The 26,044-nt window shown below is 64.4% G+C and carries 21 protein-coding genes; 14 read left to right on the top strand and 7 right to left on the bottom strand.

Annotated features, from left to right (window positions below):
• Positions 1 to 187 precede the first annotated feature (187 nt).
• From GNK13_RS08975 to GNK13_RS08955, 5 genes are all read left to right on the top strand, one after another.
• Positions 188 to 676: a polyketide synthase dehydratase domain-containing protein gene (locus GNK13_RS08975; protein WP_164102176.1), complete on the top strand. Its 489-nt coding sequence runs from the start codon at positions 188 to 190 to the stop codon at positions 674 to 676.
• Between the two features lie 250 nt (positions 677 to 926).
• Complete coding sequence (locus GNK13_RS08970) at positions 927 to 1,316, top strand: acyl carrier protein (protein WP_164102175.1); 390 nt, start codon at positions 927 to 929, stop codon at positions 1,314 to 1,316.
• A 41-nt stretch (positions 1,317 to 1,357) separates the two neighbouring features.
• Positions 1,358 to 1,882: a 3-hydroxyacyl-ACP dehydratase FabZ family protein gene (locus tag GNK13_RS08965; RefSeq protein ID WP_164102174.1), complete on the top strand. Its 525-nt coding sequence runs from the start codon at positions 1,358 to 1,360 to the stop codon at positions 1,880 to 1,882.
• Between the two features lie 67 nt (positions 1,883 to 1,949).
• Complete coding sequence (gene fabF / locus GNK13_RS08960; protein ID WP_164102173.1) at positions 1,950 to 3,233, top strand: beta-ketoacyl-ACP synthase II; 1,284 nt, start codon at positions 1,950 to 1,952, stop codon at positions 3,231 to 3,233.
• A 10-nt stretch (positions 3,234 to 3,243) separates the two neighbouring features.
• Positions 3,244 to 3,675, top strand: coding sequence for a hypothetical protein (locus GNK13_RS08955; protein ID WP_164102172.1), 432 nt, complete (start codon positions 3,244 to 3,246; stop codon positions 3,673 to 3,675).
• A gap of 339 nt (positions 3,676 to 4,014) precedes the next feature.
• On the opposite strand, the gene GNK13_RS08950 is transcribed toward GNK13_RS08955, so the two are convergent.
• Both GNK13_RS08950 and GNK13_RS08945 read right to left on the bottom strand, forming a co-directional pair.
• Complete coding sequence (locus tag GNK13_RS08950; RefSeq protein ID WP_164102171.1) at positions 4,015 to 4,338, bottom strand: hypothetical protein; 324 nt, start codon at positions 4,336 to 4,338, stop codon at positions 4,015 to 4,017.
• Between the two features lie 153 nt (positions 4,339 to 4,491).
• On the bottom strand, positions 4,492 to 6,168 hold the full coding sequence (locus tag GNK13_RS08945) for a bifunctional folylpolyglutamate synthase/dihydrofolate synthase (RefSeq protein WP_164102170.1): 1,677 nt from the start codon (positions 6,166 to 6,168) through the stop codon (positions 4,492 to 4,494).
• Positions 6,169 to 6,352: 184 nt separating this feature from the next.
• Between GNK13_RS08945 and GNK13_RS08940 the strand changes: the two genes are divergently transcribed.
• From GNK13_RS08940 to GNK13_RS08930, 3 genes are read left to right on the top strand one after another with little or no spacing between them, the layout of a single operon-like run.
• Entirely contained in the window at positions 6,353 to 7,417 is a 1,065-nt protein-coding gene (locus GNK13_RS08940) for an ABC transporter ATP-binding protein (RefSeq protein WP_164102169.1), read from the top strand.
• Positions 7,414 to 9,300, top strand: a complete 1,887-nt coding sequence (locus tag GNK13_RS08935) for an ABC transporter permease (RefSeq protein ID WP_164102168.1) — start codon at positions 7,414 to 7,416, stop codon at positions 9,298 to 9,300. Before GNK13_RS08940 ends, GNK13_RS08935 begins: the two co-directional genes overlap by 4 nt.
• Positions 9,297 to 11,090, top strand: a complete 1,794-nt coding sequence (locus GNK13_RS08930; protein WP_164102167.1) for an IRE (iron responsive element) — start codon at positions 9,297 to 9,299, stop codon at positions 11,088 to 11,090. Before GNK13_RS08935 ends, GNK13_RS08930 begins: the two co-directional genes overlap by 4 nt.
• A 270-nt stretch (positions 11,091 to 11,360) precedes the next feature.
• Here GNK13_RS08930 and GNK13_RS08925 read toward each other — a convergent pair whose 3' ends face one another.
• Both GNK13_RS08925 and GNK13_RS08920 read right to left on the bottom strand, forming a co-directional pair.
• Positions 11,361 to 13,157, bottom strand: coding sequence for a solute:sodium symporter family transporter (locus GNK13_RS08925; RefSeq protein WP_164102166.1), 1,797 nt, complete (start codon positions 13,155 to 13,157; stop codon positions 11,361 to 11,363).
• A gap of 2 nt (positions 13,158 to 13,159) precedes the next feature.
• Positions 13,160 to 14,299 carry a Gfo/Idh/MocA family protein gene (locus tag GNK13_RS08920; protein ID WP_164102165.1) on the bottom strand — a complete coding sequence of 380 codons (1,140 nt, stop codon included), beginning with the start codon at positions 14,297 to 14,299 and terminating at the stop codon, positions 13,160 to 13,162.
• Positions 14,300 to 14,345: 46 nt separating this feature from the next.
• Here GNK13_RS08920 and GNK13_RS08915 point away from each other — a divergent pair, with 46 nt between their 5' ends.
• The 6 genes from GNK13_RS08915 to nhaD all read left to right on the top strand — a co-directional run bounded on the left by GNK13_RS08915 (position 14,346) and on the right by nhaD (position 21,892).
• The gene (locus tag GNK13_RS08915; RefSeq protein WP_164102164.1) at positions 14,346 to 14,999 is read left to right on the top strand and encodes an HAD family hydrolase; all 654 of its coding nucleotides are present in this window, start codon (positions 14,346 to 14,348) and stop codon (positions 14,997 to 14,999) included.
• Positions 15,000 to 15,114: 115 nt separating this feature from the next.
• Entirely contained in the window at positions 15,115 to 15,561 is a 447-nt protein-coding gene (locus GNK13_RS08910; protein ID WP_164102163.1) for a hypothetical protein, read from the top strand.
• A 343-nt stretch (positions 15,562 to 15,904) separates the two neighbouring features.
• On the top strand, positions 15,905 to 16,819 hold the full coding sequence (gene lipA, locus GNK13_RS08905) for a lipoyl synthase (protein ID WP_164102162.1): 915 nt from the start codon (positions 15,905 to 15,907) through the stop codon (positions 16,817 to 16,819).
• A gap of 3 nt (positions 16,820 to 16,822) precedes the next feature.
• Positions 16,823 to 18,412, top strand: coding sequence for a hypothetical protein (locus tag GNK13_RS08900; RefSeq protein ID WP_164102161.1), 1,590 nt, complete (start codon positions 16,823 to 16,825; stop codon positions 18,410 to 18,412).
• A gap of 112 nt (positions 18,413 to 18,524) precedes the next feature.
• Positions 18,525 to 20,456 (top strand): MutS family DNA mismatch repair protein, encoded by a 1,932-nt coding sequence (locus tag GNK13_RS08895; RefSeq protein ID WP_164102160.1) that lies wholly within the window; start codon positions 18,525 to 18,527, stop codon positions 20,454 to 20,456.
• Positions 20,457 to 20,593: 137 nt separating this feature from the next.
• Positions 20,594 to 21,892, top strand: coding sequence for a sodium:proton antiporter NhaD (gene nhaD / locus GNK13_RS08890; protein ID WP_164102159.1), 1,299 nt, complete (start codon positions 20,594 to 20,596; stop codon positions 21,890 to 21,892).
• 1 nt (position 21,893) lies between these two features.
• Here nhaD and pncA read toward each other — a convergent pair whose 3' ends face one another.
• The 3 genes from pncA to GNK13_RS08875 are packed head-to-tail and all read right to left on the bottom strand — an operon-like array spanning position 21,894 to position 25,859.
• Complete coding sequence (gene pncA / locus GNK13_RS08885; RefSeq protein ID WP_164102158.1) at positions 21,894 to 22,508, bottom strand: bifunctional nicotinamidase/pyrazinamidase; 615 nt, start codon at positions 22,506 to 22,508, stop codon at positions 21,894 to 21,896.
• Positions 22,474 to 23,985: a nicotinate phosphoribosyltransferase gene (locus GNK13_RS08880; RefSeq protein ID WP_164102157.1), complete on the bottom strand. Its 1,512-nt coding sequence runs from the start codon at positions 23,983 to 23,985 to the stop codon at positions 22,474 to 22,476. Before GNK13_RS08880 ends, pncA begins: the two co-directional genes overlap by 35 nt.
• Positions 23,982 to 25,859 (bottom strand): IGHMBP2 family helicase, encoded by a 1,878-nt coding sequence (locus GNK13_RS08875; RefSeq protein WP_164102156.1) that lies wholly within the window; start codon positions 25,857 to 25,859, stop codon positions 23,982 to 23,984. Before GNK13_RS08875 ends, GNK13_RS08880 begins: the two co-directional genes overlap by 4 nt.
• Positions 25,860 to 26,044 lie beyond the last annotated feature (185 nt).

Raw genomic sequence — 26,044 nt, 5'->3', positions numbered from 1 at the left:
CGAATCCGATATGCGCCCCACGCGAGTTATTTTCCGGCGCGGGGTAGTGCTTTCGGATTCGACTCACCGCAACGCGAATTTGCCGAGCATGGGCAGAGTTTCGCAACTGCGGTTGAGTGGGAAAAACGGGGAAACTATTCTAGGGCCGCCTCTATCGCTTCCGGGACCTTTGGAACCGTCGCCGCCCATGCGTTTCTCCCAGCTCGATTCCATTACTGAACTGCAGCCTGGTCGACGGATCGTCGCCCGTCGCACCCTGCGGGCCGAGGAGGAATACCTCCGCGACCACTTCCCCCATTTTCCGGTGATGCCCGGAGTGATGATGCTGGAAGCGGCCTATCAGGCGGCGATGTGGATGGTCCGCACGGGCGACGATTTCGCTCACCCGCTGGTCATGATGCGGGAGGCCAAGAGCGTCAAATTCGCCGATTTTCTTGCCCCCGGCGAAACGCTCGAGATCGTTGCCGAACTGGTCCGCGAAGCGGGCCCGCTGGTGACCGTCAAGACGCTCGCACGCAAGGGAGAGCGGACGACGGTTTCGGCCAGGCTCGTGCTCGAGCGGGGCGAACTGCCGAGCGATCCGCGGCTGAAGCGGAACGAGGATGTCCGCAGCCGAGTGCGAAAACAATTTACTGAGCTTTTCGGCGAAGTCCCCGCCACTGTACCTTTGGCATAAGCCGCAGCGGGCTGGGCTTACCGCGCAGCTTGGGCTCGCCGCAACACCGAGGCAGCTTGGGCACCCTGGGATGACTGGGTAGAGCAGCAGGCGAGGTCGGCCCCTGAGCGGAACTTGTGCAGGACCCCAGCGGCGGGCAAAACCCCAGCGGCGGGACCGCAGCGGCCGATTGCCGTCAAAGTCACCGCCCCGATGGCGACGATACGTTTGAAATCAAGTTACTCCATTGCCTTTTAGAAGGAACCGGATGATGGCGCATACCAGCGAGGAAGTTTTCGAGAAGGTCCAGGAAGCGCTCGTCGACGCTCTGGGTGTCGATGATGAAGAAGTCACTCCGGAAGCGACCTTGGTCGGCGACCTCGGCGCCGAATCGATCGACTTCCTGGACATCGTCTTCAAGCTCGAAAAAGCCTTCAACATCCAGATTCCCCGCGAAGAACTGTCGCCCGAAGACATCCTGACCAACAGCCAGTATGTCCAGGACGGCAAGGTCACCCCGGAAGGGCTGACCGAACTGAAGCGGCGGATGCCGTGGGCCGACCTGAGCAAGTTCGAAGAGAACCCCCGCGTCCAGGATTTCGGCGACCTGCTGACCGTTCAGGACATGTGCCGCTACGTCGAATCGAAAATCGGCAGCTAGCGTTTTCCCACCGACCGCTTTCTCCCCGAGCGACCCCTGCTATGCGTTGGTTTTGGATCGATCGCTTTGAAACTTTTCACAGCGGCAGCGAGGCCACGGCGGTGAAAAACGTCGCGCTCGACGAGGAAGCGCTCGATCGCTACTGCCCGGGATACCCTTACCTGCCCAGCACTTTGATTATCGAAGGGCTGGCGCAGCTGGGGGGGATTCTGGTGTCGGAGCACCTCGATTTTCGCAAGCGCGTCGTGCTGGCCAAAGTTGCCAAAGCCGAGTTCTATCTTCCAGCGACCCCCGGCGACCAGCTCCGCTACCACGCCCGCTTGGAGACGGTCCAAGAGGATGGGGCGATGGTGAGCTGCACGAGCCATCTGAGCGAGGGTCCCTTGAGTGGGGGCCGCCCCCAAGCGGACGTCCAACTGATGTTTGCGTTCCTCGACGATGAACGGTTTGGAGAGCACACGCTGTTCCCGCCCGATGAGCTGCAAACGATGCTGCAGCTGATGAATTTCTTTGAAGTCGCCGTGGATGCCTCCGGGCAACCGCTGCCGGTGACGGTCGAGCGGTAAGAGCCCCCACAAAGGGCTCTGGCCGCTACGGATTGTTTCCTCATTTTTTACGAAGCCTGGACCTCCCATGTCCCGCCGCCGCGTTGTCGTCACTGGAATTGGCCTGATTAACCCAATGGGACATGATGCCCAGACGGTCTGGAACGGGCTCCGCGAGGGGCACAGCGGGGTGGGCTACACCACGCTCTTCGACGCCAGTGGCTTTCCCACGAAGATCTCCGCCGAAGTCAAAAACTGGGACATCACCGACTCCGGTGAAGACCCGGAAGTCTGGAAGCTCCGCGGTCGCCACACCCGCTTCGCGGCCGGCGCGGCCAAGCAGGCGGTGACCGACAGCGGGATCCTCGAAACCTCGATCGATCCGGTGCGGTTTGGGATCTACCTCGGCAGCGGCGAAGGGAACCAGGACTTTCTGACGTTCACGCGGATGATGGCCGCGGCTCTCGAAAAGGGAGAATACGACGTCGCCAAGTTCATCGCCCGCGGACTGGAACTGCTCAATCCGTCGGCCGAACTCGAGCAGGAGCCGAACATGCCGGCCGCCCACCTGGCGGGCATGTTCAATGCCCAAGGCCCCAACTACAACTGCTTGACCGCGTGCGCCGCGAGCAGCCAAGCCGTCGGGGAAGCGAGCGAGATCATCCGCCGGGGCGACGCCGATGCGATGCTCGCTGGCGGCACCCACAGCATGATCCACCCGTTCGGCGTGACCGGCTTCAATCTCCTCACCGCCCTCTCGACGCGGAACGACGAGCCGACCAAAGCGAGCCGGCCGTTCGACAAAACCCGCGACGGGTTCGTGCTCGGTGAAGGCGCCGGGATGGTGATTCTCGAAGAGTACGAGCAGGCCCGCCGCCGCGGAGCGACGATCTACGGCGAAGTGGTCGGCTACGGGACCACGGCCGACGCCTACCGAATCACCGATATTCCCCCCGATGGGCACGGCGCGATCGCAGCGATGCGGATGGCGATCGCCGATGCCGGACTCAACCCGGGCGACATCGGGTACGTCAACGCCCACGGCACGAGCACCACGGTCAACGATAAAGTCGAAACCCAGGCCTGCAAGGAAGTTTTTGGCGAGGCGGCCGCTCAAGTTCCGGTCAGCAGCACCAAGAGCATGATGGGGCACCTGATCGCCGCGGCCGGCGTGACCGAGATGATCGTCTGCTTGCTGGCGATGCGGGATTCGGTCCTGCCGCCGACGATCAACTACGAAAACCCTGATCCGGCATGCGATTTGGACTACGTGCCGAATGAGGCGCGCGACGCGGAAATCGCCTACGCGCTGAACAACTCGTTCGGCTTCGGCGGCCAAAACGTCACGCTCTGCCTGGCTCGGGACGTGTAAAGGGCTCGCCATGTTCACCGATTCTCAGCTCCGCGGCTTCCTCGACGAGGTCCTGCCGCCCGACCAGATGGCGGAGATCGAGCTGCGACTGCGGGATGACGAGGAACTCCATCACCGCTTGGCGACGATTCGCGGGCAGGTCGATGCGGGGATGCACTCGATCGGGGCGATCTGGCGGCGGCATCGACTCTCCTGCCCCGACCGCGAACAGCTCAGCCAGTATCTGCTGGGCGTGATGGATCCCGCGGCCGAGGGCTACGTTCGGTTTCATCTGGAGCGGATCGGCTGCCGCTTCTGCACCGCCAACCTGACCGACCTGGAGCGCGAGCGGGAAGCGGCCAAGCGGGAGGAAACCTCCGAGCACCGCGAGACGCGCCGCCGGCGGTATTTTGAAACCAGCGCGGGCTACCTTTCCCGCCGGCAGGCCGAGGACCGGCAGTAAACATCCTTCCGATTTCACCCTCTCGCTTGCGGGAGGGTCGGGCTGGGATGGTGAAAAGCCCGGAAGAAAAGGTCGCCAGAAGTAGAAACGGCGAGTCCAAAACATCACCCTCCCGCATGCGGGAGGGTCGGGCTCTTAGGCCCGGGGAGGGCAATGGGTTTCAGCACGAACTCTCGACTGAGCCGTTAGAAAAGACGCCAATTCGTTGAGGAAAAAGGGTCACACGCACTCATCGCGCGAGCGTCTACCGGCCCCTCCCCGCTCGTTCCTCGCGACCCTCCCGGGGGGAGGGTGACATCGGGTGCCGCCCCGAACCATGCCTCCGAACCGCGGAGCCCCCTACTCTTTGCCGCCGAACAGGCGTTCGAGGCGATCGAGGGCGATCATCAGCTGGTTCCACTCGGTCACGACGTCGAACGTCGGCAGCTCTTCGGCGTCCTCGCGGTCATAGCCCTGTTCGCTCAGCCGGATCGTATCGCCGAGGACCAGCATTCCTTCGATCATCGCCGAGTCGCTTTTCTGCTCGGGAGTCAGATCGGGATCGTCGTAGACCGGGACGATCTGCTGCATCGCCTGGTGGACGGCCCACAGCGCGGCGCGGCGAGAATCTTCGGCGGCAAGCGTTGCTCGCATCGTTCCCGATTGAATGTAGAACTTGGCCATTCTTCCGTTCCTTTGAATCTGTGCTGGAGGGACGTGTTCCGAAGCCGTCGAGCAAAGCAGGGAGGGTTTTCACCTGCGTCCCGGGGACAGGAGAAGTTATCGCCAGGGCTCCGGACACGTTTGGTCATGCTGCCGGAAAAAAGTTGCTAGAAGTTACGGCAGTCTAGCTCGCAGGATGGGCCGCAGCTCGGCGGCCAGGAAGAAGGAGCCACAAATCACGACGCGGCCCTCTCGGCCGGCGGCGTGGCGGGCGATCTCGAGAGCCTCGCTGGGTCGCTCTTGAATCATTGTCGGTGTATCTCGCGCGAAACCCGCCAGTACCGTCGGATCGAACCAACGCGGGTTGGACCAGTATCGGGTCAGGACCAGGATGTCGGCGGCTTCGCAAAGCAATGCCAGCATCTCCTGGGCATCTTTATCGGCGCTGGTGCCGAAGACCACGACCGTCTTCCCCGAGACCGGACGATTCAGCAGAACCGCTCGCAGCGCCCGAATCGAATCGACGTTGTGGGCCGCATCGAGGATTATTTCAGGAGTTCCCCCAAACCGCTCGACCCGCGCGCTGCAGCGGACCGCCGCCAGCGCCGCGCGCTGCCGCTCCAGCGGAACCCCCAGCCCCAGCGGCTCGAGCGCGTCGAGCACCGCCAGGGCCAGGGCCGCGTTGTCCACCTGATGGGCTCCTTCAAGCCCCACCCGCCAATTCTCCCGCAGCCGCAGCCCCTCCGCAGCAGGCCCCTTTGCAGCGGGCCCCTCCGCCTCGGGTTGACCCGGCTCCAACTGCCCCGCGCCGGAGCGATGCGACTGGGGGCGGAAATCGAAGCGCTCTCCCGGCTCGCTCGAGCCCCCCCACTCGCTCGAGCCCCCCGGCTCGCTGGAGCCCCCCGGCTCGCTGGAGCCCCCCGGCTCGCTGGGATGCAGTTCGAGGCGGAAGTCGCGGCCGAGCGCCCACAGCGGCGCTCCTCGCTCCTCGGCCGTGCGGCGGATCACCTCAAACGCCCCGCCTCCCGTGGGCACTCCGCCTCCCGTCGAATCCCGCACGCCGGTGATCACCGGCACGCCCGGTTTAATGATCCCCGCTTTCTCGACCGCAATTTTCTCCACCGTGTCGCCCAGCAGATGCTGGTGGTCGAGCCCCACGGTGGTCACGACCGTGACGACCGGATCGCAGACGTTGGTGCTGTCGAGCCTCCCGCCGAGACCGACTTCGATAACCGAGATCTCGCACTCGCGGCGGCGAAAGTGCTCCAGCGCCATCGCCGTCGTCAGCTCGAAGAAGGTGGCGGGCCCTTCGCCGCGGGCTTCGATCGCGTCGGCCGCCGCGGCGACCACGGCGACCAGCTCGACCAACTCCTGTTCGCTGCAAGGCTCGCCGTCGACGCTGAACCGCTCCTCCAACCGCTCCAGATGGGGCGAGGTGTACAACCCGACCCGCCGCCCGCCGCCGGTGAGCATCGCCGCGATCATGCTCGACGTGCTCCCTTTGCCCTTGGTCCCGCCGACGTGCACGATCTGGGTCGCCCGTTCGGGATGGCCGAGCTCGGCCAGCAAGTGCCGCATCCGCCGGAGACGAAAAGCGCCTTGCTGGGTGGGAGGCGCGATCCGCTCGTAATTCAAGCGGCCGAACAGATACTCGAGCGCCGCGGCCCGCTCCCCGCTCGCCTGCCCAGTGGCGCTCGCCTGCCCGGTGGCGCTCGCCTGCCCGGTGGCGCTCGCCTGCCCGGTGGCGCTTGCGGGTTCCGCGGCGGTCGGTTGCTGGCCGGGCAGCGGATTTTTACGATCCTCTCTCGATGCATCTCCCGCGTCTGCTGGGGCTGTCGCCGGTGTGGTCATCGCGGATGTACTTTTCCTATGGCGAACGATCGGACAATTAAGCTCAGAAGAATGATTCCGGCGGCCCCCTTTTGCGTCGGGACGATTAGACTGTGAGCGGTTCGAACCGTCGTTGGCGGTCCACCGTAACACCATCGCTCCGTTCTCTTTGTACCCCTTAACCCCCGCTTCCCCGAGGGTTCCGTTGGAAACCGATCCAGTCGCCGTCGCCGAGCGGCCCGCTCCCACCTCGCCCGACGCCACCGCGTCGCAGGTGGTCATCGAGACTCGCAACCTCAGCAAGATATATCGCGACTTTTGGGGCCGGAAGAAGGTCCAAGCCCTTAACTCGCTCGACATCGAGATTCGGCAAGGCGAGATTTTTGGGTTGCTCGGACCGAACGGCAGCGGCAAGTCGACGACCATCAAGCTCATTCTCGGGCTGCTGTTTCCAACCAGCGGACGGGTGCTGGTGTTCGACAAAGACGCCTCGGAAACGTCCAAGAACGAGCGGGTCGGCTATCTGCCCGAAGAGTCGTACCTCTACAAGTTCCTGACGGCCGAAGAGACGCTCGACTTCTATGGGCGGCTGTTCAACATGTCGGCGGCCGATCGCCAGCGGCGGGTCGACGAGCTGATCAAGATGGTCGGGCTCGAGCGGGCCCGCTATCGCCAGCTCCGCGAGTTCTCCAAAGGGATGACGCGGCGGGTCGGTTTGGCGCAGGCCCTGATCAATGATCCCGATCTGATCCTGCTCGACGAACCGACGACTGGCCTCGACCCGATCGGAACCCGCGAGATGAAGGATCTGATCCTCAGCCTCCGCGACGCCGGCAAAACGATCCTGCTCTGCAGCCACCAGCTGGCCGACGTCCAGGATGTCTGCGACCGAGTCGCGATCCTCCACCAGGGCGAGCTGAAAGAGCTGGGCCGAGTCGAGGATCTGCTCAAAGTCCAAGACGTGACCGAAGTCCACGCCCGCGGGCTGAGCGAGCAGGCCAAAGCCGAGATCGCCGACGTGATCCGCCGCCATGGCGGGCAGCTGCAGTCGATGGACAACCCGACGACGACGATGGAAGACCTGTTCCTGAACATCGTCCGCGAAAGCGAAGAGCGGCCCGGTCACCGCCGCGCCGCCGCCCTGCCCCCCGATGCCAGTGGCAATCCGCCCGCCAGTGGCAATCCGCCCGCCAATCCCGCTGCCCTTCCGCCGTCGGCCGAGAGCCCCGCGGACCGCTCGTCGAAGTCCAGCGGAGATGCCCCATCATGACGCTTCAGCCGGAAGATTTTTGGTCCTTTTCCGAGTGGTTGCTCCGCCCGGGTGCGTTTCTCGAAAGCGCCTTGCTGCAGGGCGTTGCGCTGCTGATTTTGGCGGTTCTGCTCGGGCTGGTGATCGGGTACATCGTGTCGGCCGTGCGGTACGGACCGGGCGAAGCGTTCTACGCGGTCGCCGGAGTGCTTCGCGACCTGTTCACCCGCGACCTCCCCGGCACCGCTCCGCGGCGGGTGTATGCGCTGGCCCGGCTAGCGTTCAAAGAGGCGATTCGCCGCCGGATCCTGTTCGTGATCGGGCTGTTCGCCGTCGGCTTGCTGTTGGCCGGCTGGTACCTCGATCCGACCAGCGATGATCCGGCGCGGCTGTATATCAGTTTTGTGCTGACGGCGACGAACTATTTGATTTTGATGCTCGCGCTGTTCATCAGCTGCTTCAGCCTGCCGGCCGATATCAAAAGTCGCACGATTTATACGATCGTCACCAAACCGGTCCGCGCGACCGAGATCGTGCTCGGCCGGATCTTCGGCTTCACCGCTGTCGGCACGCTGCTGTTGGTCCCGATGGGATTGCTCAGCTATCTGTTCGTGACCCGCGGCTTGGACCACACCCATACGGTCGCTTCGATCGAAGAGCTCGGCGACGGCCGGTTCGTCGGCGAAACCTCCTACGACCGCTTCCACCGCCACGAGTTCACGATCGACGCCGAGGGGAATGGCTTGGCCGAGAGTGAACGGGGCCACCGCCACGTCGTCACCAAAGTGGGAGACGAGTTCATCGTCGGCGATCCCGAAGGAGCGCTCCGCGCGCGGGTGCCCCAGTACGGCGGACTGCAGTTCCTCAACCGCCAAGGGCTGCCCGACACCCAAGGCATCGACGTCGGATACGAACACATCCGCGGTGGCTACGGCAGTGGCGGACTCAGTCGCTTCATCGGCCGCACGATCGGCCCCCGGCGAATCGAACACGGCTACATCGAAGGGGGAACGCTGTGCGCAGCGATCTTCACGTTTGATGAGATCACTCCCGACAAATACCCCGACGGACTGCCGCTGGAGATGAAGCTCCGCGTCTTCCGGACTTATAAGGGGGATATCGTGACCGGGGTCCGCGGCACGGTCACCGTTCGCAATCCTCAAAACCAGGCGATCGAATCGGAACCCTTCCCATTCGTTGCCCAGGAATACCAGGTCGACGAAACCGAGCTGCCGATCGAATTTGATGGCACCGCGGGCGGCGAGTCGCGAACCTTGAATCTGTTCGAGGATTTGGTCGACGAGAACGGCCACGTCGAGATCGTCGTGCGATGCTCCGACCCCGGCCAGTATCTCGGTCTGACTCAAGGGGACGTCTACCTGCGGCCCCGCGAATCGACCTTCGGCTGGAACATGACAAAAGCCTACTTCAGCATCTGGTTGCAGATGGTGATGGTGATCGCCTTTGGTGTGATGTTCAGCACGACCCTGAGCGGCCCGGTCGCCATGATCGCGACGTTTGTTCTGGTGTTGCTCGGATTTTCCGCCGAATCGGTCTACGACACGCGGTACTACATCGACCGTGGCCAGACGATGGGCGGCGGTCCGATTGAATCGCTGATTCGCACTTTCCGCCAAGACGCGATGACGGTCGAGCTGGACATTCAATCGACGCCGCTAAAAATTATTCAAGGCATCGATAGCGTCGCGGTATATACGCTCGACGCCGTCGTCACTTCGCTCCCCAACCTGCCCAAAATGCTTGGCACGGCCGAGTACGTGGCCAGCGGGTTTGATGTGTTTGGGGCGCTCTTGCTCCGGCATACAGTGACGACGTTAGGGTATTTCATTCTCGCCTGTTTTATTGGCTACTTCTTCTTGAAAACCCGAGAGATCGCGGCATGAACCGATCCAGTGGCTTACGGAATAAATTGATTTACTTGGCAGTCATCATCGTGATGTTGCTGCCGTTGTATTTGCTCGGCCAACCGGCGACTGGCCAGAGCGGCGACACGCCCGGCAAACTCAACCAGCTGCGGAACGATTTCGATATCTCCGAAGCCGATCTTGGCGAAATCGACCCGGCTAGCGAGAGCATGAAATTGGCCTCGCTCGGTTTGCGAGGCGTGGCTGCGACGCTGCTCTGGAAAAAGTCCGAAGATTACAAGCGGCACCACGAGTGGGACCGGCTGAGCGCGACGCTGAACCAGATCGCAAAATTGCAACCGCATTATGAGGCGGTCTGGGAGCACCAAGCCCATAACCTTTCTTACAATGTCTCGGCCGAGTTCGACGACTACACCCAGCGCTACGACTGGGTCAAGAAAGGGATGAGCTTTCTCTCCGAAGGCGTCCGCAAGAATCGCAACGCGCCGCGGTTGATCTGGTACACCGGCTGGTTCTACGGCCAGAAGCTGGGACTCAGCGACGAGAAGCGGCAGTTCCGCGAATTGTTCCGCGAGGACGATCCGCTGCACGCCGAGTTGCTCGAGGAAGGGATCGCCGTCGACAGTCCCGAAGCCCGCGGTCCCGACGGACGGCCCGACAACTGGCTGGTCGGCCGGCTGTGGCTCAATCGCGGCTATGACCTGGTCGACAGCGGCGTGCGGCTGGTGAACAAGACGCCGTTGACGTTCTTTGAGATCGGACCCAAGTGGCGAATCCTGCACGCCGTGGCGATCGAGGAGGAAGGGACGCTCGACGACCGCGCCAAGGATGCCTGGCAGCGAGCCGGCGACGACTGGTATCGCTACGGCACCCGCTCGATTCAAACGACCTCGCCCTTCACCATCCAGCTAGCCGGGCTGGAAGATTTGCGGCGGCGGCGGGCTGGGCTCGTCGAACGCTTTGAAGAAGCCGCCGGCGAGACGCTGGAGAAGATGCGTCAGGAGCGACGCGACGCGCTGAGCGACGCGCAGCTGCGAGCCATCGAAACCCCGGCCGCCGAGCGGACTGCCGAACAAGTGGCTCTGGCCGCCCAGGCCGAGCCGACGCTTGAGCCGCCCTACTTCCTGGTCGCCAAGGCGAGCCCCGAAAACGTCCAGCTCAAAGCCCTGCAGTTGGCCGTCGAGATCGATGACGTCGACCAGCGGATTCAGAAGACCGAAAGCTATCGCGGTCAAATGAACTACGAGTACTGGGAGACCCGCACCCGGGCCGAGCAGGAGGACGTGATGATCGAGGCTCGGCGATTAGTCTACGAAGCCGAACAGCTCAACGACCGCGCCGATCTCGACGGAGCGATCGCGGCCTACGACAAAGCCTGGGTCAAATGGGCCGAAGTTTTCGACCGCTACCCGGTGTTGATCGAAGACGCCGCGAGCGACGATCTGCTCGACTCGATCAACCGTTACCGCGTGGCCACCGACCAGAGCGAATTGCCGGATGATTTTCCGCTCAAGACGTTCTACGAAATGCGGACGATGGACGAGGCCGATTCGGAAGAGTACGCGCGGATTCGCCAGGAGGAGACCGACACCACGCCCGACGCTCCCTCGTTCGACCTCGCCCGCCCCTACCAAGGCACCGCGAACGCGGCTGCGGAAAGCACCGAAGCCGCAACTCCGGAGATGAGTGAAGCGGAGCCGCAGGAAGAGCCGAACGCCGAAGAGGCGACGGACGAGCCGGCGGATTCCGAAGCCGAATCGGAGGACGCAGAGTCGGAGGCACCCGCGGACGAAACCGAAGAGGAGTAGGTTCGTCCGCCCCGCAGGGGGCCGTAACAGACCAGCCCAGGGCAGAGCGCCGCGGCGAAGCCGCACAGCGACGCCCTGGGTTACGCGCCCGCGAATTACCCCCCTGGGCCCCAACGGGGCGCCACAATCGCCCGCTCCCGGACCTGTTTCGCCCCTGCAGGGCTTGGCGTCAAATCTGCGCCCTAACCCAGGGCGGCGCTTCCGCGGCTTCGCCGCTCCGCTCTGCCCTGGGCTGGTCTGTTTCAACCCTTCGGGCTGACGAACCCGCGGCTAAAACGCGAACCAGAGGTAGATCCCGAGCACGATCGCCGCCAGCACGATTCCTGCTGGCTTGGCGTACGGCCAGGGGGTCATGTCGAGCGGCGGTGGTGTCGCCGGCGCCCGCTCGGATGCTCGCGAGCGATCCGCACCGAGCCCACGCTCGCCCTCAAGCGGCTCAAGCGGCTCGGGCGTGCGGTAGGGATTGCTCGAAGCCTCGGGTGCCCGCCCGGCCACGGCGGGCCGATCCTCTTGGAGTTCCCGCGTCGAGCGACTCGCGCCCTCCGCGCTCGGTGCCGGTGCGACGAGGGCGACTGCTCCCATCAGCGCGATCAGGCTGACGAACACCAGTCCCAGGAAATGGAACTCGTGCATCGTCGCAGCCAGCCACCCGGCCGGTCCGGGAACAAAATAGCCGACGGCGATCGCGACGACGCCGACGATCAGCGCGACATTGGCGGCAAGCGCGGGGGTCCGGCGGGTAAACATTCCCATCAGCACGACCGCGAAGATGGGGATGAAGTACAACCCGTTCATCTTTTGCAGATAGCCGAAGATGCTCTCTTGGCCGGCCAACATCGGTGCAGTCAGCATCGCGCCGATGGCGATTGCGGTGCCGAACCAGCGCCCAGCCCGCACCGTCTGATGGTCGCTCGCCCCGGGATGCAGATGCGTGCGGTAGACGCCCAAGCTGAACAGCGTGGCGGTGGCGTTGAGCGCGGAATTGAACGAGCTGAGGATCGCTCCGACCATGACGGCCGCAAAGAATCCGGTGAACGCATCGGGGAGGACGAGTTTCACCAGCCGTCCGTACGCCTCGTCGGGCCGCGTCGCGGTTTGCTCCGCCACGGCCGCCCCCTCCACCACGGCTACCGTCTCCGGAGAGGTGACGAAGAGGTGGAAGGCGATGATTCCGGGGAGCACCAGAATCAGCGGCGAGAGGATCTTGAAGCACGCCGCGAGCAGCACTCCCCGCTGGCCGTGGGCGAGCGTTTTGGCGGCGAACGTCCGCTGAATGATCTGCTGGTTGGTCGTCCAGTAAAACAGATTCAGCAGCAGCACACCGCTGAACAGCGTCGGCCAGGGCACCGAGGAGCCGTGGTCGCCGAGCGAGCGGAACTTTTCGGGATTCGCCGTCCGCAGCGTCTCGAGCCCTGCCCACATGCTGCCGTCACCGATCAGCCGCAGCCCGAGGTAGCTGATCATCGTGCCGCCGACGAGCAGCCCAAATCCGTTCAGCGTGTCGGAGATGGCGACCGACCGCAGACCGCCGAAGATCGCGTAGATCGAACCGATCACGCCGATCACCCACACGGTCAGCCAGAGCAGCGCGGCGTCGGACTCAATCCCCGTCAGCGCCGACAGGTCGAGGATCTCCTTCAGCCCCATCGCTCCGGAATAGAGGATGATCGGCAGCAGGATCAGCATGTAGGCGAGGATGAAGATCGCATTGGTGATCGCCTGCGTCGTAGGATCAAAGCGCCCGGCCAGAAATTCGGGGATCGTGGTGATCCCGCGCGCCAGGTACCGCGGCAGGAAGAAGATCGCCATCACGACCAGCGAGAGCCCTGCGATCACCTCCCAGGCCATCACGCTCAGCCCATCCTGGAACGCCGAGCCGTTGAGTCCGACGAGCTGTTCGGTCGAGAGGTTGGTCAGCAGCAGCGAGCCGGCGATCACGCCAGCCCCGAGGCTCCGGCCGGCAAGAAAGTAACCGTCGGCCGTGTCGAGTTCCCGGTGCCGCGTCATCAGCCAGGTCAACAGCCCGACCAGCCCGGTGAACAGCAAAAAGGTGATGAAGGTGAACATGCTCAGGGCTCCACCGCCGCGCCAGACTCCACCGCCCCACCGAGTTCGACCGCCGCACCATCCTGCTGGGCGCTTCGCAGGCAAGCGTCCATCACCTGCTGGGTGCGGAGGGCAATTTCCGGCCAGTAGGGATCGGGGGAGCCGCTGCGGACCAGTTCGGCAAACCGCTGGACCATCGTCACTTCTTGGGCACCGGGGGCCCCGTGGGAGTATTCGGCAATCGCTTCGCGGCGGGCATGGCGGTTCATGTTGAAGCGAGCTTCCTCGGTGTCAAACACGTGCTGGCAGGTCTCCCAGGCAAGCTCGGGACCCATCCAGGGGAGCACGAAATCGTCGACGCGGACGTAGCCCCGCTCACCGCTGATGACCGCCCACTGCTGGTTTTCGGCCAGGAACGAGCAGTAAAATGAAGCCGAGACACCATCGGCGAAGAACAATTCACCGCTGAACTCGGCCGGCACCGGGCCGTCGCTCTCACCGCCGCAAAGTTCGCTGAGGATCCGCCCACTCGCGCGCTGCGGCAGCGCTCCGTTCATGATCCACAGCGTCAGCCGCAGATTGTACCAACCGAGATCGCCCAAGCAGCCGAACGGCTCGAGCTGGCGGCAGGTGCGGATATTCGAGCGGCGGAAGGCCTCGTCGCCACAGAACGAGAACTGAGAAGCGATCCGCCGCAGGCTGCCCATCCGCTCGGCGTCGTCGATGCTCCGCCGCAGCCCCTCGAGTCGGCCGCTGTGCATGAACATCACCCCATCCATGAACTGGACGCCATGCTCGGCACAGGCAGCGATCATCTCGCGGGCCGCGGTTTCGGAGACCGCGATCGGTTTCTCGCACAACACATGCTTGCCGGCCTCCGCCGCGCGGATCACCCACTCGTGGCGCATCGCCGTCGGCAGTGGGATGTAGACTGCGTCGATGTCCTCGCGGTCGATGAGCGCCGCGTAGTCGCCCACGGCGATCGCCGGCTCGGGCTGCGGGGAGTGCCCTTGGCAGGAGGCGATGAAACGCTCCGCGGCACCGAAATCGCGACTGGCCACCGCAGCGACCCGACCGTTGCCGCTGAGGGCGATCGCCCGCCAGTTTTTCCGCGCGATCGCCGCGGTTCCCAAGATTCCCCATCGGCATAACGACTGACTCATCGGATCTTCCACTCTCGCTTCGAAACTATTTCCTGATCCGCATCCCATGAAACCGAACGCGGTAATCTTCGATCTCGACGGCACGTTGCTCGATACCCTATCGGACATCGCGGAGGCCTCGAACCGGTCGCTGACCGAGTTCGGCTTTCCGATCCACCCGCTGAAGGACTACCGCACGCTGGTCGGTGACGGTGTTTTTATCCTCTTTCGCCGCGCTCTGCCTGCGGCCGTCGCCGACGATTCGGTGGTCGTCGACCAGTGCGTCGTCGCCTTCCATCGCCACTACGACCAGCTGTGGAGCGCCACCAGCCGTCCCTACGACGGCATCCCCGAGCTGCTCGAGGAACTCGTCGACCGCGGGCTGCGGCTGGGGGTGCTGAGCAACAAACCGCACGAGTTCACCGTCGAGTGCGTGCGGCACTTTTTTCCGCAGATCCCTTTCGGAGCCGTGTTTGGACACCGGGCCGACGTGCCCCGCAAGCCCGATACGACGGGCGTCGAAGAGATCCTCCGCAAACTCGATTCGACCGCCGAGTCGTGCCTCTACCTGGGCGACACCAATACCGACATGCAAACCGCCCGCAACGCCAAGTGTACGGCCGTCGGCGTCAGCTGGGGGTTTCGCTCGGTCGAAGAACTCATCGCCAACGGAGCCGAGCACCTGATCGACGCCCCCGAGCAACTGTTGCGGTTGCTATAAGGCGATGGTCCGGGGTTTGCAGATCGGTGGCCCGCCATTTGCGAGAATTGCTTCTCACGAGAATGAAGAACTTGAGCATGGCTGGCGTTACCGAACCCGCAGAAGGGATTTTCCGATGAGCTACAAGTCTGTCGAATTCGTGCTCGGCGAACTGCTCGCTTGCCAGCGGCTGTTTTGCCGCTGGGCCAAACAACACAAATCGAGCTGCACCACCCCAGCCTGCGAGATGCTGTTCAAAAAGATCGCAGCCGACGCGTGCGTCCGCGAGGAGGCGTTGCGGGATGCGATTCGCCGCTCCCCCAAAGACGCCCTGACGACCCAGCTGCAGTACGAATCGGTCAGCGACGTGAAAGAGGCGATTTCGAATCTTCCCGAGTCGGTTCCCGACGAACCGGCCGCAATCTTCGAACCGGTTGCCGACTACTACTCGGCGGTCACCGCGACGCTCCGCCAAGCGGCGCGGGAAACGAGCGTCCCGGCGGCCGAGGATCTGATGGGCCGGCTGGCCGACGAGACCGCGGCAGTGATCGCCAACGAGGCCTGGACGGCCCGCGAAGAGTAGCGACGCAGCGGGCAAACGTGGCCTGTCATCACCCGCCCTCCGGGAGGGTCGAGCGTCAGCGAGGGGAGGGAGAGTGATCCCTAACGATAGCCCCAAGTGAAACTCACCGTTGCGGATGCCCTCCCCGCTCGTTCCTCGCGACCCTCCCGGGGGGAGGGTGATGCCAATTGCAAAGAATCCCTCTCGCCACTCGCCCCTCACCTCTCTCCAGACGTCTGCCCCTGTTCGCAGGCGGCGTCTATGATTGGGGAAGGTTCTCCGCAAATCCGCTGTGAGAATGCTTCGGAGTAAAACTGCTTCGGAGCGGCCGCAGTTGACTCGAGTCTGGTGAAGGTGAAGTTCGATGGCGTTTCGCTTGCCCGTCGTGGCGGCTCCGGAAATGCCCGCTGGCGCGGCGCTCAGCGGCAGTGGCCGATTACCCGGGTGGCTCAAGCGACCAATTCCCAAGAGCAACGTCAACCATTTTACCGCCGGGCTGTTGGAGGAATTGCGGCTGGAGACGGTTTGCGACAATGCAAAATGCCCCAACCGCATGGAGTGCTACAGCCAGCTGACCGCGACGTTCATGATTCTCGGGGCCGTCTGCACCCGGCCGTGTGGATTCTGTGCGGTGCACCGGGGGCGTCCGCCGGCGGAGCCTGAACAGGACGAACCGGAGCGATTGGCCGAAGCCTCCGCGCGGCTCGGTCTCAAGCACGTGGTGATCACCAGCGTCACGCGGGACGATTTGCCCGATGGAGGCGCCGAGCATTACCGCCGCTGCGTCGTGGCGGTCCGGGAGCGCACCGGAGCGACCGTCGAAGTCCTGACGCCCGATTTCGTCGAGTGCAAAGAGGCGCTCGAAGTGGTGATGCAGTCGCGGCCCGAGGTGTTCAATCACAACATGGAAACCGTTCCCCGGCTGTACCGCCGCGTGCGGGGACCGAAGAGCGATTACCGCTGGACGCTGGAATTGCTCCGCCGCGTCAAAGAGTTCGTCCCGACGACGCTGACCAAAAGCGGACTGATGCTCGGGCTGGGCGAGACGCGGGAGGAGCTGCTCGAAGCTCTGGCCGACCTCCGCAGCTCCGACGTCGACTTCCTCACCCTCGGCCAGTACTTGCAGCCAGGCGAAAAATACTTGCCAGTGGTCCGCTACGTTCCACCGGAAGAGTTCGACGAGTTGGCCGAGATCGCGCGGCAGATGGGCTTTCGCGAAGTCGCCGCGGGCCCGTTCGTCCGCAGCAGCTACCACGCTCGAGAGATGGTGGAGAAATAGCGGGTGAGTCAGTTCCTGCTGTATTACCAGCGACCCGAGCCGACAACCTGGGTCTATCTGTCGTCGTTCCTGACGATCGGACTCTATTTCGTCTTCCATCGTTTTTGGAGCGTGCGGAACCTCGACATCCTGCTGCTGATCCTGCTGGCTCCCGGCGTGCTGATGGTCAACGAAGGCCGCAAGCGTCAGTTGGCTGATCGTGGCGTCGCTCCCCCCGTCACGCTTGCGTCGGCGACCCTCGCGGATGCTCCAGCCACTGCGGCCGGTGAGACGGCCCACCGCACGCTGGACGCGCCCCCTGCGGCAGGGGACCCTGCCGCAGGAGCCGCTGGCGAAGGGGACGCGATAGCCGGCGACGGCGGCTCCCGCCGGTTGCCTCCCGAGGCGATCGAGCGGCGTGGATTCCTGTGGCTGTTCGCGATCGAGCTGCTGATCCTGATCCGCTTGCTGCTCGACCCGATGATGGTCCGCCGCCCGTTGCTCGACCCGAACCTGACGACCGGCGGGTTGGCGTTTATCGGCGTCTCGATGCTGATCTTCTTGATGGCCAACGTCGTCACCAGCACGCCGCAGATGCAGCGCGAGCAGGGTCCGCAACTCGGGCCCGGCTATCCGGTGCTGAACATGCTGCCGGCGATCCCGACGACCCCCGATAGCCAGCCTGGCGCAGGGGGGCTCGCTGGCGCAGGGGGACTCGCTGGCGCAGGGGGGTTTGTTGGTGCTGGGGGGTTTGCTGGTGCTGGGGGGCTCGCTGGTGTGGAGGGGGTCGCTGAGAGGAGCGGGATCGACCGCGAGCCGCCGCCTCCGGTGGCCTACGCCGCGCTGGCTCGGACGCTCGCGATCCTGGCCCATGTCGCCGTCGTGGTCGGGATCACGATGATCGGCTACCGCCACTTCAGCAATTTCAAAGCCGGGGCGGGATGTGCGACGCTGTACTTGATGCTCCCCTACACCGCGCAGATGACCGGCCGCGTCGATCACGTGCTGCCCGCCGCCCTGCTGGTCTGGGCGGTGCTGATGTACCGTCGCCCGTTGGTCGCCGGGATCTGCCTCGGCTCGGCCGCGGGCGTCGTCTACTATCCGCTGTTCCTGCTTCCGCTGTGGATCAGTTTCTATCGCAAGCGGGGTCTCGCCCGGTTCGTCGGCGGATTCGCGATCACGCTGCTCGTGCTGACCGTGCTGCTCAGCCTCGGTGGCGGCGAGCAATTATTCGACCGGCTGCGGCAAATGTTTGGGCTCTGGGTTCCCTGGCGATGGACCGAGGAGAACCTGCAAGGCTTGTGGGGGCTCGGCTGGTCTCCGATCTGGAGGCTGCCGGTGTTGGTCGCCTTCGTTCTGCTCTCGGGGCTGTACGCGGTTTGGCCGGGACAGAAGAATCTGGGGACCTTGATGAGCTGCTCGGCGGCCCTGATGGTGGCCGCCCAATTTTGGCATGGCTTCGGCGGCGGGCTGTACATCGCGTGGTTTCTGCCGCTGATGCTGCTGACCGTCTTCCGCCCGAACCTCGAGGACCGCGTCGCCCTGAAAGTGCTTGGCAGCAGCGGTTCGGTGCGGCGTCCCCTCGCCGCCGGTCTCGGTACCGACGCGGCGTAGATAGTGGGTCGGCTGCCAGTTCGTTTAACGGCAAGCCGAAGGCGTCGGTGTTTCGGAAAAGCAGTCGCCTGCGGCTTGCCGTTAAACGACTTACTTGGCTTGGAGAGAATTGGTGGAGTCGAAGGCCTGGTACGCGGAACAGACCGCGGCGGTGCAAGCCGAGCGAGACCGGTTGCGGGGAACCGAGCGGACGTTGAATGGGCTTCGCGTGGGGCTGTTTTTCGGCGGCATCCTGCTGCTCGTTCTCGGCTGGGCCGCGGACGCCTCGGCTCCGGCCGGGGCCGAGCTGCTGTGGTGGGGAGGCTGGCTTGCGCTGGCGGGCTTTCTAGCGGTCGTCACGATCCACGAGGGGCGGCGGGAGCAGATCGAGCGGCTGCGGAACCGCCGGAACGTGCTGCGGAGGCTCGCCGCTCGGCTGGATCGCAACTGGGACCGGTTGCCGGTGTGGGCACCGCCGCCGGGGGTTGCCTTCAAGGGGGCCCTCGAGGGAGGCGGGGTCGCCGACGATCTCGATCTGTTCGGCCGCGGCTCGCTGATGCAGCTGGTCTCGATGGCCTACACCGGGCCGGGGCTCCGCGCCCTGGCGGAATGGTTGACCCAAGCGGCGCTGCCCGAGCAGGGCTCGGCCCGGGCGACGGCGGCTCGCGCGCTGGCCGCCGATCGAGCCGGGCGGCTGCGGTTTTATGAACTCGCTCGGCAATCGGCTGCCTCGGCCGCCGAGCCCGATGCGTTCACCGCCTGGGCCGCCGGTCCCCGCTGGCTGGCGCGGCGGCATTGGCTGGTGGTTTGGGCTTGGATCGCGCCGGTGTTGACGCTGCTCGGGTTCGTGCTCGGTGGCTGGCTATTGCCGGGGCTCCTGTCTCGAGAGTACGAGTGGTTCGACTTGGCCACCGCTTTTCTCACCGCCGCCGTTCCGCTGGTGATCAATCTGCTCCTGACGGTGTGGATGAGTGGCCCGGTGCATGCAATTTTTGCGAGGGCCGTGAGCCGCCGCGGGGACATCGAAGGTTATGCGGAGATGTTTGCCGCCGCCGGTTCGCTCCCGGAGTCTCCGGAGATGATCGCCACGCTCCGCGAGAAGCTGGTCGGAGGGCGTTCGGGAAGCGCCACCGAAGGGATGCAGCGGCTCGGTCGGCTCGCAAATCTCGTCTCGGCCCGCCGCGGCGGGGCCGGCTATCTGCTGTTCACGATTTTGCAGATCCTGGTCCTTTGGGACGTCCACCTCCTCAGCCGGCTGGAGCGGTGGCAGGCGCAGTACGGCACCGCTGCGGAGGAGTGGTTCGCCGCGCTCGGCCAGCTCGAGGCGCTCGAGTCGTTGGCGGCCCTGCACGACGATTACCCCGAGTGGGCGGTCGCTGAGTGGACGCCGAGCGGGCCGGAAGCGCGGCTCACCGCCGTCGGCCTCGCCCATCCGCTGCTGCCCGATGGGGTTCGGGTGGCGAACGACGTCCGGATCGGACCGGCCGGGACGCTGCTGCTGGTCACCGGCTCGAACATGTCGGGCAAAAGCACCCTGCTCCGCTCGGTCGGCTTGAACGTTGTTCTGGCGGGCGCCGGCGGCCCGGTGTGCGCGACCTCGATGCAGCTTCCCCCGGTCGAGCTGACGACCAGCATCCGGGTGCGCGACAGCGTCCGCGAAGGGGTCTCGTTCTACATGGCCGAACTGCACCGGCTGCGCGATTGTGTCGAACATGCGCGGCGTTTGCAGCACCAGAGCGACCGCTGCGTGCTGTATCTGCTCGACGAGATTCTGCAGGGCACCAACAGCCGCGAGCGGGCGATCGCCGTCGTCCGAGTGCTTCGCCACTTGATTGGCTCCGGGGCGATCGGAGCGGTCAGCACGCACGATTTGGAGCTCGCCGAAGATCCGCAGCTCGAGCACCTCGCCCACGTCGTCCACTTCCGCGAAACGATCGAGCGGGACGCTCAAGGGGCCGAGACGATGCGGTTCGACTATCGGATGCGGGAAGGGGTCACCCCGACGACCAACGCCCTGCGGTTGCTCGAATGGGTCGGGCTCGGCGACGCATCGCCTGAGCCGTAGGCGGTTTTTCTCGCCCTACCCCCGTGCTGAATCCCGCAAGCTCGATAAGATACAGCGGACAGGGTGCCTGCGAGGCGATCGCCGGGCTGATTCAATCGACACCATCGTCCAAAACTCTGAGCTGCTGCGATTTTCCGATGACCACTGCCATCCTCATCGTGTTCGTCATCGGCTATTTGGCGATCGCACTGGAACACCCGCTGCGAATCGACAAAGCCTCGGCAGCTCTCGCCACCGGCGTCCTTTGCTGGACCATCTATGCCCTGTGGGGGGGCCGCGAGCACGCATCGGAGCAGCTCGCCGAGTCCTTTGGAGAGATCTCCGGGATCCTCTTCTTCTTGATGGGGGCGATGACGATCGTCGAGCTGGTCGACGCCTTTGAAGGGTTTTCGCCGATCACGTCGCGGGTGCGGATGACCAGCCGACTGCAGCTGATGTGGGCGGTCTCGATCCTCACCTTTTTTCTCTCCGCGGCCCTCGACAACCTGACGACCACGATCGTCGTCGTCTCGCTGCTGAAGAAACTGGTCGCCGACCGCAAGGACCGGCTGAGGCTCGCCGGGCTGGTGATTTTGGCAGCGAACTCCGGCGGTGCCTGGACGGTGATCGGGGACGTGACGACGACGCTGCTCTGGATTCAGGGGCGGATCGACCCGGTCAACGTGATGATCGACCTGTTCGTTCCCAGCCTGGTCTGCATGGTCACGCCCCTGTTGATCCTGACCCCCTTCACCCGCGGGCACGTCACCCGGCCGGTGCTCAAGGCCGCCGACGGGGGAGACGGAGCCGCCGCTCACCACGGCCCGGAGATCCCGGTCAGTCGCCAGATCGCCATTCTGCTTTTGGGACTGGCCGGTCTGTTAGCCGTCCCCGCATTCAAGACCTTCACGCACCTGCCCCCGTTCATGGGCATGATGCTGTCGCTCAGCGTGCTCTGGCTCGGCGCCGAGATCTTGAACCACGGGCTTCCGCCCCACGTTCGCAGCGGAACGCAGGTGGTCAAGATTCTGCGGCGGATCGACTTGGCCAGCGTGCTGTTCTTTCTCGGCGTGCTGCTGGCCGTCGCCTGTTTGGGGGCGAACGGCATGCTCGACGTCGCCGCGGAGACGTTGAACCGAGCCATCGGCAACCAGGACGCGATCGCCCTGCTGATCGGGCTGCTCTCGTCGGTGGTCGACAACGTTCCCCTGGTGGCTGCTGGGATCGAGATGTACGACTACCCGGTGGGCCACCCGTTCTGGACGATGCTAGCCTACTGTGCCGGCACCGGGGGCTCGTTCTTGATCATCGGTTCGGCCGCGGGAGTCGCCGCGATGGGCTTGGAAAAGATCGACTTCCTGTGGTACGTCCGCAACATCAGTCTGCTGGCTCTCATCGGCTACTTGGCCGGAGCGGCAGCGGCGATCGCCCAGCATCACTTCATCGGGTTCAACTGAATCAGGGCAGATCGGTCAGCCGCGCAATATGCACTCCGGCTTCCTGCATCCGCTCGACCGCCCGTTGGCTGTCCCCCGGCGTGCGGTCGATCCCCCGCACGCCTTCGAGGATGACCGTGGTATCGAAACCGAGCTGGACCGCATCGAGGGCCGTGAAGAGGACGCAGTAGTCGGTGGCTAAGCCGACGATATCCACCGCGTCGATCCCTTGGCTCCGCAAGTAGCTCTCCAGCCCCGTCGCCGTGCGGTGATCGTTGTCGAAAAAACCGCTGTAGCTGTCGAGCTCGGGGTCGGTGCCTTTTTGGATGATTTTGTCGATCGCTTCGAATTCCAAGCCGGCGGCAAGCGCCGCCCCTTCGCCTCCCTGGACGCAGTGGTCGGGCCACAGCACCTGCTGGCGACCGCCCGATTCGATCACATCCCCCACTTTCCGCCCCGGATGCTGGCTGGCGAACGAGTGATGGTTGGGAGGATGCCAATCCTGAGTCGCCACCACCTCCGCGTAACGGGGCATGAGTCGATTGGCGACCGGGATCACGGAGTATCCATCCTCGACCCCCAAGGGGCCGCCGGGCAGAAAATCATTCTGGATGTCGATCAGCAGCAGTGCCTTCATCGGAGCTCCTTCGCGAGGCGTGGTGCGCGTCGATTAAGCGGGCTCGCAGCTCGTGCAGCCCCACGTCGATCCCGACCGGATATCCGTGAGGATTCAAAAACCGCCGCGTCCCGGGATGCAGCCGAGACAATTCACGTTTGGCGCGGGCTCGGCTCTCGGTGAGTGGTACCGGGGGAGCAACCCGCGAGCCATTGCGGAAAACAGCTTCCAACAAATCCCGTCCCTCGCTCTGCGGATCGATCGCGCGGCGCCGCAACGGGTTTTGCGGATCGACGATCGTCCGCCGCGGATCGACCCCCTGCTGCGCCTCATAAATCATGTCGGCGATGAACCCGTCGCTCCCTTCGAATCGCCGGACTTGCAAGATTCCCGGAATGCTCGTTTTGATCAGCTGCTCGGAGATCTTGATCCGCGGAGTCCACTTGCCAGGGCCGTGGCGGACGGCGGTCAATTTATAGACGCCCCCGAGTGCTGGCTGATCGTTGCCCGTTACCAAGCGCGTTCCAATTCCCCAGACACCGACGGTCGCCCCTTGATGCTTGAGACTCTCGATCGTCCACTCATCGAGGTCGTTTGAGGCGACGATCGTGGCATCCGCGAATCCCGCCTCGTCGAGCATTCGCCGCGCTTCGATGCTGAGGTAGGCCAGATCGCCCGAGTCGAGCCGAATTCCCACCATCGCGTGCCCCGACTCCCGCAATTGCTGCCCCACGCGAATCGCATTTCGCACGCCTTCGAGGGTGTCATAAGTGTCGACCAAGAACACGCAATTGTTGGGCATCGTGCGGGCATAGGTTTCGAACGATTCGAGCTCGGTATCGAACGACATCACCCAGCTGTGAGCATGCGTTCCCCGCACCGGGATCCCGTACAGCTTGCCGGCGAGCACATTCGACGTCGCCGCGCAGCCGCCGAGATAAGCCGCTCGAGAAGCCGACAGCCCACCGTCGATTCCCTGAGCGCGGCGAAGTCCGAACTCGAGCACCGGATCGCTGCCGGCCGCTTGGCAGATGCGGGCCGCCTTGGTGGCGATGAGCGTCTGAAAGTTGATGATATTGAGCAGGATCGTTTCCAGAATCTGGCATTCCAGAATCGGTCCGCTGACCCGCAGCAACGGTTCGTGAGCGAAGACGAGCGTTCCCTCGGGAACCGCATCGATCTCGCAGCTCAATCTCAATCTTCCCAGCGTCTCGATGAATTCCGATTCGAACAGCGGAGCTCCATCGTTGCCGCGAATCGAACTCAAATAGTCGAGGTCGCTCGCCTCGAAGCGAAATCTTTCGAGAACTTGCAGTGCCGTCTCCAGCCCCGCGGCGACGGCATATCCGCCCGCGAACGGCAGGCGACGAAAGAACAGATGAAAGCTGGCCTCGCCCGCCGCCTCAGCTTGCCGCCAGTAACCGTAGGCCATGGTTAACTGATACAGATCGGTCAGCAGGGCAAGCGAACCGCGGTAGAGTTCGTCGAGGGCATTCATTCCTCCTCCCAAACGCTGCGGTAGGCTCCGATCGATTCGAAGTAGGCGAGCAGCGCATTGTAGAACTCGTGTCCGGCGAGCGTGGCGCTATCGCCGATCAGGATCAGTTTGCGGCGGGCTCGCGTCATCGCCACGTTCATCCGGCGGATATCGCCGAGGAATCCGATTTCGCCGGTGAAGTTCGAGCGGACCAGCGAGATCACGACCGCTTCCTTTTCGCGGCCTTGAAAACCGTCGACCGTGTCGATCTCCAGCTCGTCCAATTCGCAGCGATCGCGCAGCCAGCGGACTTGAGCCGCGTAGGGAGCGATGACGGCGATGTCTTTGGCTGGCAACCCGCAATCGCACAGCTCGCCGACTTTGCGAAGCACGAACTCTCCTTCGCCGGGGTTGAACTTGCTCTCCCCCTCCTCTTCCAGCTCTTCCTCCCAGCCCTTGCCCGCGGTGTCGATAAACGTCACCGGCTCGCGGGTCAGCGGCTCGTCGAGCATCTCGGGCAGATCGACCAGCCGATGGTCGCGGACCGAAGCGTCGGCGACCAACTCGCCATCGTAAAACCGGTCGGAGGAGAACCGCATGATCTGCTCATGCATCCGGTACTGGACGGTCAATCGCCGGTTGATCGTCTTGCCGTAGGCCTCGACCATCCGCTCGAGCAGACTCGTCTCAAACCCTTCGGCGGCCGCCGGTTTGGAGAGGACCGTCGGCGGCAATTGGAGATGATCACCGGCGAGCACGACGCGGCCAGCCCGCAGGAGCGGAATCCAGCAGCCCGGCTCGGTGCTCTGGGCCGCTTCGTCGATCACAACCAAATCGAACGAGTCGCCTCCGATCAGCGCGTCGTCGAAAGTCGTCGTCGCACAGATCACGTCGGCGTCGTCGAGGATCAGATCGAGGACCTGCTGCTCGAGGGCCCGGGCTTCGCGGCGGAGGTCGCGGGCATCCTCCCGCTGTTGGCGGCGAGCGGCCGTCGCCGGCGTGGCCCGTGAATACCGCTCCGATTTTCGCCGCAGCTCATCCGCTTCGCGGTACATGCTCTTGGCCATCCGCATCAGCTCGTGATCCTCGACCAGCGCATCGAGCGTGTAGGGCCGCAGCTCCTCGGCGACGCGGGCCGGGTGCCCGATGCGGACCGCGCTGGCTCCGGCGGCGACCAACCGCTGGAGCATGTTGTCGACCGCCGTGTTGCTCGGGGCGCAGGCGAGCACCCGTTCGCCCCTCGCCACCGCCTGCTGGATCAGCTCCACAACCGTCGTCGTCTTGCCCGTTCCCGGCGGCCCATGGATCACCGCCAAGTCCTTGGCCGACATCGCGAACCGCACCGCTTCCCGCTGCGACGGATTCAAGTTGGCCTGGATGCACAGCTCGACCGGCTCGGAAAACTGCGGCTCCCGCTCGAGCAGGATGATCGACCGCAGCTGGGCGATTCGGCCGCGAACCTGCTGCGCCTCGCGCATCGCCGCGAGCTGACGTTTGCGAGTGATCTCATCGGGGCGAAGGTCCAGCCGCAGCCGGTCGGCCGCGGGCCAACCGTTGACGGCGACTTGGATCGAGCGGCGGTTGCGAGCGCTGACGACCCCATGCAGCGGCTGGGTGAAGTGCTTTTCATCGGCCGTCACGATCACCGGAGAGCCGACCCGCAGCCGATTCCAGGGGAGCCCCAAGCTGCGGTTGCGTTTGACCAGCGTCAGCAACAACCGCCCGCCGAGTCCCCCTTCGTGATCATCGACGACCAAGTCGAGCAACGTGTCACCCGAACGCTCGGCATACTCGGCCGATTGCCGCTGCCGCCGCAGAGCCAGTCGCTCGATCTCGGCTTCGGCTTCCAAATCCAACCAGCGAGCGAGCCGCTCAAAATATTCCTCCGCGTCCATCCTGCCCTTAATTTCAAGCCCGCGCGAACCGCCCCCAGCCGAGGCCACCAATCGATACGCCCCCCAGTGTACCACCGGAACCCAAGTCAGCATCCGCCACCGCCACCGCCGCAGGAGTTGAAAGGAACAGGAGGAAGCGGAGGCCACGGAGATGAGGCTTCTCTGTTGACTCTCTTGCCTCCTGT

The organism is Candidatus Laterigemmans baculatus (genome assembly GCF_010367455.1).
In the GTDB taxonomy this organism is placed as follows: Bacteria; Planctomycetota; Planctomycetia; order Pirellulales; family Pirellulaceae; genus Laterigemmans; species Laterigemmans baculatus.
Note: the sequence above shows the minus strand (reverse complement) of the source record. Positions and strands in the feature narration are given on the sequence as shown.